The organism is Nostoc sp. FACHB-888 (assembly GCF_014696655.1).
Lineage (GTDB): Bacteria > Cyanobacteriota > Cyanobacteriia > Cyanobacteriales > Nostocaceae > Nostoc.
The window spans coordinates 74,045-89,508 of record NZ_JACJQM010000028.1 but is presented as its reverse complement, the minus strand read 5'-3'; the positions used below and the strand labels follow the sequence as shown (position 1 = coordinate 89,508).

The 15,464-nt window shown below is 42.3% G+C and carries 12 protein-coding genes and 1 pseudogene; 6 read left to right on the top strand and 7 right to left on the bottom strand.

Translation table 11 applies throughout. The annotated features are described in order from the left end of the window. Positions 1-354: 354 nt before the first annotated feature. Positions 355-2,883 carry a mannose-1-phosphate guanyltransferase gene (locus tag H6G26_RS18710; RefSeq protein ID WP_190730683.1) on the top strand — a complete coding sequence of 843 codons (2,529 nt, stop codon included), beginning with the start codon at positions 355-357 and terminating at the stop codon, positions 2,881-2,883. Positions 2,884-3,191: 308 nt separating this feature from the next. Here the strand turns inward: H6G26_RS18710 and H6G26_RS18705 are convergent, their stop codons facing one another. Next, complete coding sequence (locus H6G26_RS18705; protein ID WP_190730682.1) at positions 3,192-3,494, bottom strand: hypothetical protein; 303 nt, start codon at positions 3,492-3,494, stop codon at positions 3,192-3,194. 504 nt (positions 3,495-3,998) lie between these two features. Here H6G26_RS18705 and H6G26_RS18700 point away from each other — a divergent pair. Continuing rightward, on the top strand, positions 3,999-4,751 hold the full coding sequence (locus H6G26_RS18700; protein WP_190730681.1) for an alpha/beta hydrolase: 753 nt from the start codon (positions 3,999-4,001) through the stop codon (positions 4,749-4,751). 137 nt (positions 4,752-4,888) lie between these two features. On the opposite strand, the pseudogene H6G26_RS42675 reads toward H6G26_RS18700, so the two are convergent. Together H6G26_RS42675 and H6G26_RS18690 are read right to left on the bottom strand one after the other, a co-directional pair. Beyond that, a pseudogene (locus H6G26_RS42675) lies at positions 4,889-4,978 on the bottom strand (hypothetical protein); the annotation flags it as partial. An 84-nt stretch (positions 4,979-5,062) separates the two neighbouring features. Further along, on the bottom strand, positions 5,063-6,376 hold the full coding sequence (locus H6G26_RS18690) for an ATP-binding cassette domain-containing protein (protein ID WP_190730680.1): 1,314 nt from the start codon (positions 6,374-6,376) through the stop codon (positions 5,063-5,065). Between the two features lie 158 nt (positions 6,377-6,534). On the opposite strand from H6G26_RS18690, the gene H6G26_RS18685 reads away from it, so the two are divergent. The 3 genes from H6G26_RS18685 to H6G26_RS18675 all read left to right on the top strand — a co-directional run bounded on the left by H6G26_RS18685 (position 6,535) and on the right by H6G26_RS18675 (position 10,870). Next, positions 6,535-7,791: an FAD-dependent oxidoreductase gene (locus H6G26_RS18685; RefSeq protein WP_190730679.1), complete on the top strand. Its 1,257-nt coding sequence runs from the start codon at positions 6,535-6,537 to the stop codon at positions 7,789-7,791. Positions 7,792-8,061: 270 nt separating this feature from the next. Next, positions 8,062-8,634, top strand: a complete 573-nt coding sequence (locus tag H6G26_RS18680) for a single-stranded DNA-binding protein (RefSeq protein WP_190730678.1) — start codon at positions 8,062-8,064, stop codon at positions 8,632-8,634. Between the two features lie 349 nt (positions 8,635-8,983). Continuing rightward, entirely contained in the window at positions 8,984-10,870 is a 1,887-nt protein-coding gene (locus H6G26_RS18675) for an ABC transporter ATP-binding protein (protein ID WP_190730677.1), read from the top strand. A gap of 227 nt (positions 10,871-11,097) precedes the next feature. Here the strand turns inward: H6G26_RS18675 and ureG are convergent, their stop codons facing one another. From ureG to ureE, 3 genes are all read right to left on the bottom strand, one after another. Then, the gene (gene ureG, locus H6G26_RS18670) at positions 11,098-11,700 is read right to left on the bottom strand and encodes an urease accessory protein UreG (protein WP_190730676.1); all 603 of its coding nucleotides are present in this window, start codon (positions 11,698-11,700) and stop codon (positions 11,098-11,100) included. Positions 11,701-11,773: 73 nt separating this feature from the next. Next, positions 11,774-12,466, bottom strand: coding sequence for an urease accessory protein UreF (locus H6G26_RS18665; protein WP_190730675.1), 693 nt, complete (start codon positions 12,464-12,466; stop codon positions 11,774-11,776). Further along, positions 12,441-12,887, bottom strand: a complete 447-nt coding sequence (gene ureE / locus H6G26_RS18660) for an urease accessory protein UreE (protein ID WP_190730674.1) — start codon at positions 12,885-12,887, stop codon at positions 12,441-12,443. The genes H6G26_RS18665 and ureE overlap by 26 nt, the downstream gene beginning before the upstream one ends. A gap of 116 nt (positions 12,888-13,003) precedes the next feature. Between ureE and H6G26_RS18655 the strand changes: the two genes are divergently transcribed. Then, entirely contained in the window at positions 13,004-13,573 is a 570-nt protein-coding gene (locus tag H6G26_RS18655) for a Uma2 family endonuclease (RefSeq protein WP_190730673.1), read from the top strand. 117 nt (positions 13,574-13,690) lie between these two features. Here the strand turns inward: H6G26_RS18655 and H6G26_RS18650 are convergent, their stop codons facing one another. Then, entirely contained in the window at positions 13,691-15,454 is a 1,764-nt protein-coding gene (locus H6G26_RS18650) for an ATP-binding protein (protein WP_190730672.1), read from the bottom strand. Positions 15,455-15,464: the final 10 nt, after the last annotated feature.

Genomic DNA, 15,464 nt, shown 5'->3' with positions numbered 1-15,464 from the left:
CCTCCTCCCCCTACCCTCAATGCGATTATCATTCTTATTTAAATGTTTTGAGTATTTTAACTGATTGACAAAAGGTACTTTGTCCTAACCTCTCACCGATGCATCCAGCTTGATGCTTGGTTTAGCTGATTATATTATATTTATCTGCCTTAAAAACCTTCACTTGACTTTACCCCAAAGACTTACCTGCTCTACCCCTGCTATTTTTTAACTCCGTAAGAGACTACGTTAATCGAGATGCATCTTGTGGAAGTTCCTCAAATATCAATATCCATAGGAGACTAAAGAAGGAAGAACAGAATATATCTCATGGGTATTGAAGCAGCTAAAGCTGTAACTAGTTAAGGAGGATTTATGCGTGCAGTGCTGATGGCAGGCGGTTCGGGAACGCGGCTTCGCCCGTTAACTTGCGATTTGCCCAAACCGATGGTGCCGATTCTAAATCGACCAATTGCCGAACATATTATCAATCTCCTCAAACGACATCAAATCACAGAAGTTATTGCGACATTGCATTATTTACCTGATGTCTTGCGAGACTATTTTCAAGATGGCAGCGATTTTGGTGTCCAGATGACCTATGCCGTTGAAGAAGATCAGCCTTTGGGTACAGCAGGCTGTGTGAAAAACATTGCTGAACTTCTTGATGAAACTTTTTTAGTCATTAGCGGTGATAGTATAACAGATTTTGACCTCACAGCAGCGATCGCATTTCACAAACAAAATAAATCAAAAGCTACTTTGATTTTGACCAGGGTTCCCAACCCAATTGAATTTGGAGTGGTGATTACTGATGAAGAAGCACGAATTCGGCGATTTCTAGAAAAACCCTCTAGTAGTGAAATTTTTTCTGATACCGTCAATACTGGCACTTACATTCTTGAACCAGAAGTTTTGGATTATCTGCCAGCAAACATTGAATGTGATTTTTCCAAAGACTTATTCCCTTTACTACTAGCAAAAGATGAGCCGATGTATGGTTACATCGCTCAAGGTTACTGGTGTGATGTTGGTCACTTAGATGCTTATCGTGAGGCTCAGTATGACGCATTAGATCGAAAGGTAAATCTCGATTTTGCCTATAAAGAAGTTTCTCATGAGCTATGGGTAGGTCAAAATACTTACATCGATCAGACGGCTGTGATTGAAACCCCAGCAGTGATTGGTGATAATTGCCGCATCGGGGCAAGAGTCCAGATTGAAGCAGGAACGGTAATTGGTGATAATGTCACTATTGGCGCTGATGCAAATCTCAAACGTCCCATAGTGTGGAATGGGGCATTTATTGGCGATGAAGCACATCTTTCTGCCTGTGTAATTTCCCGTGGCACTCGTGTAGACCGCCGTGCCCATGTATTAGAAGCTGCTGTTGTGGGTTCGCTTTCTACGGTGGGAGAAGAAGCTCAAATTAGCCCTGGGGTGCGGGTTTGGCCCAGTAAAAAGATTGAGTCAGGGGCAGTTTTAAACATTAACTTAATTTGGGGGAACACCGCTCAACGGAATTTATTCGGTCAACGTGGTGTCCAAGGATTAGCTAATATCGACATCACCCCAGAATTCGCCGTGAAATTGGGATCTGCTTACGGTTCTACTTTGAAACCTGGTTCTAAGGTAACGGTTTCCCGTGATCAGCGTAATGTGTCTCGAATGGTGACGCGATCGCTTATTGCTGGTTTGATGTCGGTAGGTATTGATATTCAAAACCTCGATGCTACAGCTATCCCCATTGCCCGCACAGTTATACCCACAATGTCGGTAGTTGGTGGTATCCATGTGCGCGTACACCCAGATCGCCCTGACTACATTTTGATTGAATTCATGGATGCCAAGGGCATTAATATCACCAAAGCCCTGGAAAAGAAAATTGAAGGGGCTTACTTTAAGGAAGATATGCGGCGGGCGCTAATTCATGAAATTGGTGATGTATCTTATCCCAGCCAAGTGATGGATCGCTACTGCACTGCTTTTGAGAAACTTTTGCACGTTCATACACTCCGCAACAGCCGAGCAAAAGTGGTGATTGACTATGTTTATGCAGTATCAGGGGCAGTTTTACCCCAAATGTTGGATAAATTTGGTGCTGATGCAGTAGTATTGAATGCCAGTGTCAATAAAACGGCGATGTCAATCACTGACCGCGAAGGACTGTTAACTCAGTTAGGTCATGTAGTGGAGGCATTGAAAGCTAACTTTGGTGTGCAAGTATCCGCTAATGGAGAACAGCTAATTTTAGTTGATGAATCAGGCTTCCCAATTCGTGGGGAAATGTTAACAGCATTGATGGTAGACATGATTCTGACGGCTAACCCCAGAGGAACAGTAGTAGTACCAGTTCATGCTTCCAGTGCTATTGAACAAGTAGCCCGCCGCCACGATGGCAGAGTGATTCGCACTAAAGCCAACCCTACAGCTTTAATGGAGGCTTGCCAGAAAAACCCAAACGTGGTGATAGGAGGTAGTGGAGATACTGGTTTTATTTTCCCGCAACTGCATCCGGGATTTGATTCCATGTTCTGTATTGCGAAGATAATTGAGATGTTGACTATACAGGAGCGATCGCTTGCTGCTGCGCGGTCAGAATTGCCCCGTGTAATTCACAAAACTTATACAGTCCGTTGTCCGTGGACAGCCAAGGGTGCTTTGATGCGTTATTTAGTTGAAACTCACCCAGCCCAAAACCTAGAACTCATTGATGGAGTGAAAATTTGTCAACCCTACGATGACAGTTGGCTGTTAGTTTTACCCGATGCTAGCGAACCACTGGTGCATTTGTATGCAAATAGTAACGATCGCGAATGGGTAGATGAGACTGTGAGAAACTACCGCACCCGTGTCCAGACTTTTGTGGAAAGACAACAAGAATATCAACCCGCCGAAGCGTAATTTGTAATTCGTAATTCGTAATTCGTAATTCGTAATTCTAAAATTATATTACGAATTACGAATTATCTTGACCATCAACCCAATTATCGGAAGAAAAATAGGCTTTCACTTTTATGCCTATAATTTACTCAAAATATTAGAAGTTTACCACATACATAATATAAGTAATATATATTTATAAATTATTCAATTTAAAATATTACCAAAGAAAAAATATAATAAATAATAATCCTAAATTATTCGTGAAAAATTAAATATAATTCCTATTGTTAACCCTCCCAGGATGCTTTGAGAGGGATTAAAAATTATTATCGGGGGCATTCTGGTAAATTTCTCTTAGCATAATTGCAATCAAAATAAATTAAAGCTTCTCTAGTAGAGTTAAAACTCCCATCTGTGTAGCGTGGGTAACTATTTGGACTTGCTTCATATAACCAGACTTTCAAATAGTAACGGCTATTATCATCAGTAGACCATAATTCATAACGGTAATCACCTCCTGAACCCTGATTATTTAAATAGTCAGCTAGTACTTTATTTGATGCAGACAACAAGCTCAACATAGTCAAAACAGGAATTACAGCTACTTTTAGTGTTTGGATAAATTTCATAAATGCACAAAAAATTTACTTTGTCTAGCTTCTTCTGCCCATGTATGTTTTGAAACCAGTAATAATTCTGAATATTGTGTGAGCATATCGTAAGCCACTTACAAAAAGTTGGGTTGGAATGAAGCACCGCCCGCCTTTTCGGTTTGTTTCTTGAAATACTTTACAAAATTTAACTTAAGATAAATGATAAAAACTTTCAATAACTCTGGTAGGATATGTTCAGACTTATTGAGATAGATATTCATTAAGCCAGCAATATATTTCAACAAGGTGGATAGGATCTTGGCGATCGCAAAACTATATATCAGGTGAAAATATGTCGAAAAAAATCGGTCTTGAAGACAGAATTTGGTTTGTAGAAAACCTTGCTGAATAGAATTCGCGTCTACACAAATAAAGTCCGCCTCCGCGGACTAAGAAAAAATCAAGGTTTTTAAGTTATGTAAACGCGGTTTCTAACTGTCCTTTTAACTGAAATTAGTAATTTAGAAATTATAGGTATTTATGTCTAATTCATTTGATGTTCTGTGGTTAAATGCCAGTCCAGTTTTGAAGCGTTTTGATAAACCATTACTTGAATATTTATCTAGGTATAAGAGAATCGCCCAATGGCAATACCAGCAAACCAAAGATGAAGCCAGCTCCATAGATCAAGCTGTGGAGTTGCTGTATGATTTTTTAAAATGGGGCGATCGCCCCGTACATTTAGCCGGTCATGGTATGAGTGGTGCGATCGCTTTAACCTTTGCTCGGCGATTTCCTAAAAAAGTGCGATCGCTCACGTTGCTCGCTGTAGCAGCTCAACCTGCAAACAATTGGCACGCTCACTATTACTTTCAACGACAACTTTTTAGCATCAGCCGTGAGCTAGTTTTAGCAAGCAGCGTTCGCAGTCTTTTTGGCAATCAACCACCTCATACCACTAAGAAGTTAGTAGCTGCTTTAGATAAAGATTTAGAACAATCTCCCTCATCACACTCTTTATTTAAGTTGGTTTATTTACCCAAGGGTGGAGTTTCTATGCCAATGATGGTATGTGGTAGCAAGAGCGATCCGGTAGTAAACCCAACTGCATTGCATGACTGGTTGAATTGGTTGAAGCCAGAAGATAAACTCTGGGAATGCCCAGAAGGATATCATTTTTTTCACTACTTCTATCCTCAACAGGTTAGCGAACAGATTTTGAGTTTTTGGGAACGCCACAATCTGCATTTGCTGGAAACATCTGCACTATCTTTTAGCAGTTCTACAAATTAGTAAGATACAAGAGTGCGATGTTTGACGGCAAGCCTTACGGCCACGCACTTATGAAATTTGGGGTGTAATGGGGTGCGTAGCTTGCCGCCGTAGGCATCGCTAATTATTGATGCTTTATTCTCTCAAACTGGGTGTAATCATTCGGATAGGCGTTCTCGAAAATAAAAGCGATATAAATTACAAAGGCATTGAACTTCATTTCCTGTAAATTCAATTAAGCCCAGACTGCGTAATTTAAAACTTTATGCAGAGTCTAACTTAACAGGAATATCACTCTCAATTTTTGATTTACCAATTAGGCGCGGATAGTTCTAGGGAAATATTGCCAACTCCGTTTCCGGGTCAAAAAAGTGAATTTTCTCTGGAGTTAGCGATAACCATAGTTGCTCACCAGCTTGTACAAATCGGTCTGGTGGTATTCGCACTTGTAGGGAATTGGCTGTAGTAGCAGGTTTAGATCCCGGTTCGGCAATCTTAACAGCGAGAAAGGAATCGTTGCCAAGATTCTCTACTAAATCTACTTGCACTGGTAGATTTTTGGTAGCAGGCATACTCAAGTTCAAGTGTTCTGGGCGAATGCCTAAAATTAGAGTTTTGCCATCATATTTTTGTAAAGCTTTTCCCCAAACTTCTGGGAGGGTGAAACGCAACTGGGAATGAGTAATCAACTGTGGGGCATGAAATTCTACAGGAATAAAATTCATCGGTGGTGAACCAATGAACTCTGCGACAAAAAGATTGGCAGGACGGTTGTAAAGTTCTAAAGGAGAAGCAACTTGCTGAATTTTACCTTCAGACATAATCGCAATGCGATCGCCCATTGTCATCGCTTCTGTTTGATCGTGGGTAACGTAAATTGTTGTTGTCCCCAGTTGGCGCTGCAATTTGACAATTTGGGCGCGGGTTTCCGCCCGCAGTTTGGCATCTAAATTAGAAAGCGGTTCATCCATTAAGAATACTTGGGGGTCACGTGCGATCGCTCTTCCTAATGCAACCCGTTGTCTTTGTCCCCCAGATAGCTGTTTTGGTAAGCGATTCAGCAATGTTTCGATTTGCAACAGTTGAGCAACACTACGCACCTGCTCATTCACTGCCCGTTCTTTGTCAGAAATGTAGCGCAGTCCTTTAGGTAACTTTCTTGTCGCCCCCACAAAAAGATTTTCTGCCCACGCCCGCAGATAAGGAGATGAAGGAGTAATTTCTCCTCCTGCTTCCCCTGCTCTCCCAGAACGGCGGCGTAACCCAAAGGCGATATTGTCATACACCGTCATGTGGGGATAGAGGGCGTAATTTTGAAACACCATTGCGATGTCACGTTCTTTGGGCGGTAGGTCATTGATTAAGTGATCGCCTACCCAGATATTACCGCCAGTCATCACTTCCAAACCAGCGATTAACCGTAGCAAGGTACTTTTACCACAACCAGAAGGGCCTACCAGCACCATAAATTCGCCATCTGCGATCGTTAGATTAATCCGCCGCAAGACGTTAACACTTCCCGCACGTTCTTGCGCTGCATCATTTTTCTCCCCAGACGTAAGGGAAGATTGGGTTTGTGAGGTAACACCTTCCCCTTTACGCGGGGAAAAACTTTTATAAACGTTTTCTAAAACAACTTGGGACACAATAACTAATGACTAATGACTAATGACTAATGATTAATAACTAATGACAGTTTAGCGCCCATAATACATCTTCCCTGTAAATACGAAAAGTTAAAAAAACAGCTAGCACCATCAAAAACAAACTACCCTGGATTTTAGGGCTGTCAGGAGGTGTTATTATGACTACCGATATACCTAAAAATCTTTCCCAAGACCCAAGCGTTAACCCTATCCATGACATTGTAGACGTACAAACCACAGATTGTTGCATTGTGGGTGGGGGGCCGGCAGGAGCAGTATTGGCGCTGTTGTTAGCGCGTCAAGGCATTTCTGTGATGCTGCTGGAAGCACACAAAGACTTTGATCGCGATTTTCGCGGTGATACGATTCATCCGTCGGTGATGGAAATTATGGAAGAATTGGGACTTAGCGATCGCTTGCTAGAACTCCCCCATGCAAAAATGCGCCAAATTAGGTTTAAAACTCCTCAAGATACTGTCACTTTGGCAGATTTTAGTCACCTAAAAACCCGCTACCCATACATTACAATGCTTCCCCAGGTAAAATTTCTGGAGTTCATTACCCAAGAAGCACAGAAATATCCTAGTTTCCATCTGGTAATGGGTGCGAATGTGCAAGAATTAATTGCCGAAAATGGCGAAATTCAAGGTGTCCGCTATCGAGGAGGCGGTGGCTGGCATGAAATCCGGGCAATACTAACAGTGGGTGCAGACGGTCGCCACTCACGTTTACGCCACCTGGGTGAGTTTGAATCCATCGAAACCTCGCCGCCAATGGATATCCTCTGGTTCCGCTTACCGCGTCAGCCAGAAGACCCAGAGGGGGGAATGGGGCGCTTTGGTAAAGGTAAAATTATCGCCATGCTTGACCGTGGTGATGAGTGGCAGGTTGCCTATGTTATCCCCAAGGGAGGCTATCAACAACTACGGGCTGCGGGTTTAGAGCAATTAAAAAAATCTGTTGTGGAAGTAGTGCCAGAATTCCAGCAACGTATCCAAAATTTACATGATTGGTCACAAATAGCTTTTCTCTCTGTCGAGTCCAGCCGCGTCAAGCGCTGGTATCACCCCGGTTTGTTACTCATTGGTGATGCTGCCCATATAATGTCCCCCATTGGTGGAGTTGGCATTAACTACGCAATTCAAGATGCTGTAGTCGCGGCGAATGTACTCAGCAAACCGCTCAAGAACCGACAAGTACAACTTAGCGACTTAGCAAAAGTACAACGTCAACGCGAATTGCCCACACGCATCATTCAGGCGTTCCAAACTTTTATTCAAAAGCGGGTATTTGCCCCAGTTCTCACCTCAAATCGTACCTTTGTACCACCTGCGTTTTTGCGCTTACCTATCTTGCGCGACCTACCGGGTAGGTTGATTGCCTTGGGTGTTTTTCCAGTTCACGTCAAGACTTAATTTTTGCCAAGAATTTTTTCTAATTCTTAAATAGTGGTACAATTATACTACTCCAGACAGAATTCAATGCTCATTTAGTCAAGCGAGGGTGGCGGGCGGCATATTCAATGCTGTTCAAAGCGATCGCTTGGCTTTTATGCTAGAAATAACTAAAAACTCAGCCATTATTAAAAAATGCAAACAATTAAACATATCTAGATATTAATTGGCACTACATAGAAAAACACTCTCTTTTTCAATCAGTACTTTTTGCAGTCAGGAGTAATTTTAATGAACAGTTGCGTTTTGATGGCGGAAATTATTAACGAGCCGCAACTCCGTTATACAGCAGATAATCTGGGAGTCACAGAAATGCTGGTGCAGTTTCCTAATTCCCAGAAACCAGAAGATCCACCAGCCACTCTGAAAGTAGTCGGCTGGGGGAATTTAGCGACAGAAATTCAGCAAAACTACCACCAAGGCGATCGCGTTATCCTGGTAGGGCGTTTAAGTATGAATACTGTTCCGATGGAAGGTTTTAAAGAAAAACGCGCTGAATTGACGGTGCAACAAATTCAACCTGTTGGAGGTAGTTTTAATACTGATCCATTGCCTTCAGCAACCGTAACTCCATCATTTACTGAAACTGCTCCACGACAAACATCTTCAGCATCTCGTCCTCCACAGAAAGACACTCCCAGTTACGAGTCACCACGTCCAGCGCCTACCCCGGCTGCAAACACTGTTAGCGTTACTCCCCAAGCGACAACTTACGAACCCGTACCCCAACCCACAAATTATGAACGAACCACTTATCCAGCAGTGAAAGAGCAAGAACCAGATCCAGATGATATTCCCTTCTAAAGTTAGTAGTTGAGCGTGTATTCAATTTGCTAACTAATGATTACGATTAGACAATTTCTACAAATAGCCATCCTTTAGGGTGTGCTATTTTTTTGTCTTCTGCGTTGACTAAAAACAGATAAAGTCTCGCACTTGGGCAGATAATGACTGTAAGTTGCACTTGTGGACGATCGCAAGCAGTTCTACATCGCAAATGCATGTATATTGTGGAAGTATGTGATGTCAATTGTGGTTAAAGTTTAAGCAGTGAAAACTGCCAAGAAGTGTAAAAACCAAATTTACACACATATAAATCAAAACTATTGTTAAAATCCAAATAATTTTAAGTTAAAATTCATACCCAACTCCTATGAGAGAAACTATCCTAGAGGTTCGCAATTTACAAGTTGAATTTCCCGGTGATGGCAACACCGTCAAAGCTTTGGATGGTATTTCCTTTGGGCTACAACGAGGTGAAACTCTAGGAATAGTAGGAGAATCGGGAAGTGGAAAATCAGTGACAGCCCTAGCTGTGATGGGTTTGTTGCAAACTCCCGGTATAGTTACTGGCGGTGAAATCTGGTTTCGTCCGCAGGAAAATGCCAACCCCATCGATTTGGTAAAACTGCCTCCTGAACAAATGCAGCTACACCGGGGTGGCGACATCGCCATGATTTTTCAAGAACCGATGAGTTCGCTCAATCCGGTTTATGACATTGGGTTTCAGCTAACGGAAGCGATTATGCGGCATCAAAATGTGTCAGCAGCCCAAGCAAGACAAATTGCGATCGCAGGTCTACAAGAGGTTAAACTTCTACCTAGCGATGAAGAGATCCAGCAGCAGTATATCGAAACTTGGCATCAAACCAACGCCAATTTGTCGAAACCAGATGCACCAAAGTTGGCACAGTTGGTTAAACAACACAAAGAAGCCATGCTGGAACGCTACCCTCATGAACTTTCTGGGGGTCAGTTGCAACGGGTAATGATTGCAATGGCAATTTCTTGCAACCCATTAATCTTAATTGCCGATGAACCAACCACAGCCTTGGATGTGACGGTGCAAGCGACTATTTTGGACTTGTTGCGAGAATTGCAGCAAAGCCGTGACATGGCAATGATTTTTATCACCCACGACTTGGGGCTAATTTCGGAAATTGCTGACCAAGTAGCGGTGATGTATAAAGGCAAAGTTGTCGAATCTGGTACTTCTCGGCAAATTTTCAGCAGTCCCCAGCATCCATATACTAAAGGTTTGATAGCTTGTCGCCCCACACTCAACCGCCGTCCCCAAAAATTACTCACTGTTTCTGACTATATGAGTGCAGAAGAAACAGCAACGGGACAAGTAGTAATTCAGGCGAAAGAACCCGCACAACCTACAGAAGTCACTACTGAAGAGATTGCTGCAAGATTGGCAAACTTCAATAAAAAGGAACCCCTACTGCAAATCCGCAATCTGAAAGTTGGTTTTCCAGTGCGCGGGGTGTTTGGTGGTACAAAACGCTACAACATGGCGGTTAATGGCGTTTCCTTTGATGTCAAACCAGGAGAAACACTAGGTTTGGTGGGAGAATCTGGTTGCGGTAAAACCACCCTCGGCAGAACCTTGCTGCGATTAATTGAACCGATGAGTGGTCAGATTATCTTTGAAAAACAAGATATTACTAGCCTCAAAGGTGAACCGTTGCAAAAACTGCGGCGGGAAATGCAAATAGTCTTCCAAAATCCTTTCAGTTCCCTCGACCCACGGATGAAGATTGGGGATGCGGTGATGGAACCGTTGTTAATTCACGCCGTGGGTAAGACAAAGCAACAACGACGGCAGCGAGTAACCGAACTCTTAGAACGGGTGGGATTGAGTGCAGATGCGATTAACCGCTATCCTCATCAGTTTTCTGGTGGTCAACGCCAACGGATTTGCATAGCCCGTTCTTTGGCATTAAATCCTAAGTTTATCATCTGCGATGAATCAGTTTCAGCGCTAGATGTTTCAGTACAGGCGCAAGTATTAAATCTTCTCAAAGAATTACAGTCAGATTTTCAGCTTACTTATATCTTTATTTCTCACGATTTAAGTGTGGTGAAATTTATGAGCGATCGCATTTTAGTTATGAATCGCGGTCAAATTGTTGAAGAAGGTACAGCCGAAAGCATTTACCAAGAACCTAAAGAGGAATACACGCAAAAATTAATTGCTGCGATTCCTACCGGTAGTGCTGAACGGGTGCGAAGTCGGCATCTGAAGGCTTTATAGAAACAGAATTCAGGAGTCAGGAGCGGAGCCGGAGACGCTCCGCCTCCGGTCAGAATGGGCTAAACGTCCCGCTACCGCTAACAGCATGAATTGTGTACAAGTGGCGCATAGCAAAGCGGTAGCGAGTTTGCAAATGTCTGAATAAACGGCGTTTTTGCACCTGCACTAAATATGCAAATTTAGTTGTCTTGATTCTGGCTTCTGAATTCTGAATTCTGAATTCTTTTTCAACAGATATTTGTACAAACAAAGTTAATTACATCTGCTAGTCCAGACTGAGTTTTTAAATTAGTAAAAATAAAAGGTTTATCACCGCGCATTTTTTTAGCATCCCGTTCCATCACAGTTAAATCTGCACCAACATAAGGCGCTAAATCAGTTTTGTTAATCACCAACAAATCAGACTTGGTAATACCGGGGCCGCCTTTGCGGGGAATTTTATCACCAGCCGCAACATCGATGACATAAATGGTTAAATCCACCAATTCGGGACTAAAGGTAGCAGCTAAATTATCGCCGCCACTTTCCAAAAATACTAAATCCAAATCGAGAAAACGTTCTTCTAATTGTTCAATTGCCGCTAAATTCATCGAAGCATCTTCGCGGATGGCAGTATGAGGGCAACCGCCAGTCTCTACACCCAAAATGCGATCGCTTGCCAACGCCTGAGAACGCACTAAAAACTGAGCATCCTCCTGAGTATAAATATCATTCGTCACCACCGCAATCTGGTACTGCTCACGCAATCCCTTGCATAAAGCATCCACTAAAGCCGTCTTCCCCGAACCTACTGGGCCAGCAACCCCCACTCTAAATGTGTTTTTTGTCATTTGTCATTTGTCCCTTGTCATTGGTACATAGTTATTAGTCTTTAGTTTTTGCCCAATTCTCAATTCTCTATGACTAACTCCTAAACAACCTTGTATACTGCGTTTCATGCTGCATACTTGCCAGCGACAAACCCCAACTACAACAGGCAAGCTCATCATCCTCTAACGCGATAATTTCTAACGCCGCAGTGCTAAATAATGGTTGCAAATCTAGTAATAACTGCTGTCCTACTGTTTGTCCAAGAGGGATAAGTTTCACGCCCGCAGTAATCAAATTACTTGCCCAACTATGCAGATATGCGAGTAATGCGGCTTGGATACTGATTTGCCAATGGGCAACGGCAATGCCAAAAGCGATCGCATAATTACAAGGATTGCCTACAGCATTGGCAATAGGTATAATCTGCGGTTCTAGTTTACCAAGTAATTGGATCAACGATCGCCCCATCTGCCAACTAGAGGCGCGTAATTCTTCTGTTTCTCTAGCTGCGGATAACCAGAGATTCCAACGGCATAGCGACTTTACATCATTCATTTTTGCAGATTGCTGCGATCGCACCATTACCCCTGCCTCTAACCGAATTGCCCCATAGAGCAACTCTGCTTTTAACCAATCTTTGAGATGTGTGTGGTTAGTGATCGTACCATTTTCTACCAGCATTTCCAAACCTTCAGAATAACTATATGCTCCCACAGGTAAAGCGGGGCTAGCCAGTTGCAAAATACTCAAAAGATGACTATCAGTGAGCATGATGGCGTTGTTCATAAGCTCCTAATTCTGGCTGAAACGGTGAAATTTCCTCTTTAATTTCTAACCCCAGTTGTTCCAACATAGTGCGTAAAACCGAATCTGAAGACAAGCGTAAATAAGTTGGGGTAATTTCTACAGGTACATGGCGATTTCCCAAATGGTATGCTGCCCGTAATAATAAAAGTGGTGTTTGGGCAAAAGCAGTCAGCACTAGTTCTGGTTTGGCGGTAATTCTGATTAAACTGCTATGGGTTTCTTCTTGCAGAATATCGCCATCGTGTAAGATAGTTCCTCTGGGTAAATGTAAAACTACAACTTTACCATCTTCCGTTTCAAAGCGATGACGACTGCGGGTGCGTTCTTCTGCTGTTAGCGCCAGAGTGAAAGTAACTGCGGCATCTAAATTAGGTGGTTTAAGTTGGGTAAATGTCAGCATACAGAGTTTTGCCTGAACTTCCGCTTTTTATTATGGTTGTAATTTAAACCTCATAGTTGCCTTGCCGGAAGAAAAGATAAAATTAAACAAAGGCAACGAGCCAAACGGGGACAATTATGAACCAAGCCGTTGAGGGAGTACGCTGGACAATTCACGATTTAGAGGTTCTACCCGAAAGTGAGTGGACACGCTATGAAATTATTAATGGAGAACTCTTTGTGACTCGGACTCCTCACCGCCGTCATCAACAAGTTTGTGTAAAAATTGCTCGACAACTGGATGTTTGGTCAGATTCGAGTGGTTTAGGGGAAACAATTGTGGCTCCAGGGGTGCTTTTTTCGCAAGCAGATAGCGTTATACCGGATGTCGTTTGGGTAAGTCGAGAACGACTGGCGCAAATTGAAGATGAAGCGGGACATTTGACAGGCGCACCAGAGTTAGTAATAGAGGTTTTATCCCCTGGTAAACAAAACGAATTCCGAGACAAAGAAGCAAAACTGAAACTATATTCAGTTCAAGGTGTGCGTAAGTATTGGATTGTTGATCGCTTTACTAAACAAGTTGAAGTTTATCGGCGAGAAAAAGCACAGTTGGTTTTAGTTGCTACTTTGTTAGCTGATGATGAAATCACATCGCCACTTTTACCGGGATTTTGTTGTTCTATCCGTTTGTTTTTTCCTGAATAATCACAAATTTGAGTAAGTTTTTAACTTACTATACTAACTACTAAATACCACCTAGTTAGCTTGAAAATATAATTATATTAACAGAAGCTCAATTGGGAAATTTGCAGGCTTTAGGTACTAGCTAATAGGTAATGTAAACCAGAAAGTTGCCCCTGCATCCAATGCACTGTTCACACCAATTTCACCGCCGTGAGCATTGATGATTTGCTTACATAAATATAAGCCCAATCCCAAACTTACAGAATTGCGGATACTTGCACCCCGAAAGTAAAGGTCAAAAAGCCGATCGCTTTGTTGTTGACTAATTCCCACGCCGTTATCACTAACAGTACAATAAATCATCTCACCTTCACGGGTAGCATTAATTGTCAAGAGCAATCCAAGGGCATTATGTTTCAGAGCATTGACAATTAAGTTAGAAAAAACTCGCCATAGTTGCGTAGGATCTGCATTCACTAACGGCAAATCTGCGGATACCAGATTTATCAAGGTTGTTTGATTTTGCTCTAGTAACGGCTCTAAATCTGCGATCGCAGCTTCGACAACTGTCAGTAATTGTACAGGTTGACGCTGCAAAACAATACCTTGTACTTCGCTGATATGAGTTTCCATCAACGAATTAATTAAATTAAGTTGGCGATCGCTACTTTGAATCATCCGCTCTAAAATTGAGCGTGAAATCGAAATATTTTGCTCAGGACGTGCAAGCAAATTTCTCAGCACCATTAAAGTACCCAGCACTGGGTTGCGTAAGTCGTGAGAAACTGCATGGAAAAATACTCGTAGTTCTTCTTCAGTTTGTTTGCGCTGGGTAATATCTTCAATTAAACCCTCATAATAAAGCAGTTTTCCTTGTTCGTCACGCACTACGTAGGCTTTTTCCGAAATCCAGACAATACTGCCGTCTCGGCGATAAATTTGAGACTCAAACTCTGAAACGCTACCATACTTTTCCATCAGGCGCACAAATTCTGCCCGGCGGTTTGGATCAACATACAATTGTTCAATAATAGTAGAATTTGCTGTTACCTCCTCCGCTAAGGAGTAGCCATAAATGCGTGCTAAAGCAGGATTTGCCGTAATGTAATGTCCATCGGGACTGCTTTGAAAAATACCTTCAACAGCATTTTCAAAAATGCTGCGATATTTAGTTTCTGCAACCTTGAGTTTTTGGTAGGCAGATTCTAGTTCTTGACGGGCATAAAATTCAGAACATTGCAGGCGATCGTACAGATAAACACCGATGTCACATATAGCACAAAACCAAAAAATGTATAAAATTAACGTTACATTATATATTTCTGGGTGTTCGGGGATTAGTGTTTTTAGCCCAAACACCGTATTTATACCAAAATAGTAAGCCAACACACCTACTTGAGATAGCAAGTGAAGAATCCAGTAGACTGGCATTAATATAGCTTGGCTTAAAAACAGCAACGACCAACCGATGGTGTCAGGTAGGGCAAAACCTCTGATGGTTGCAAAGAACTGCAATGCTAGACTAATTGCCCAAGAAGACCCCAAAAATAATAAATCTGGACGATCGCGACCTAATTTAGTTTTATGTAAGGCAAAGCAGATAAGTGTACTCAGGAGTACTGCAATATTGATTACAAGGCGTTGAGTTCTAAGTACTTCTGGCAGCTTTTCCAACTCTTTTAAATGGAAAAAGAAGCCGTAGATGTCTCGCAAAGTAAAAGACAACAAACAAATCAGCGCCAGCCATAGCCATAAACGCAATCTCTGCCACAAAAAGCGGTTGCGCCAAGTTCTGTAAGAAGTACTGATTTCATCTGCTGTTGGTGGAGAAAAAGCTTTTCTCCACCATCTTTGCACTGTTGTAAACGGAGTAGCTATTAGCATCCGAGCAACTTTGCCCATACCTTGAGGG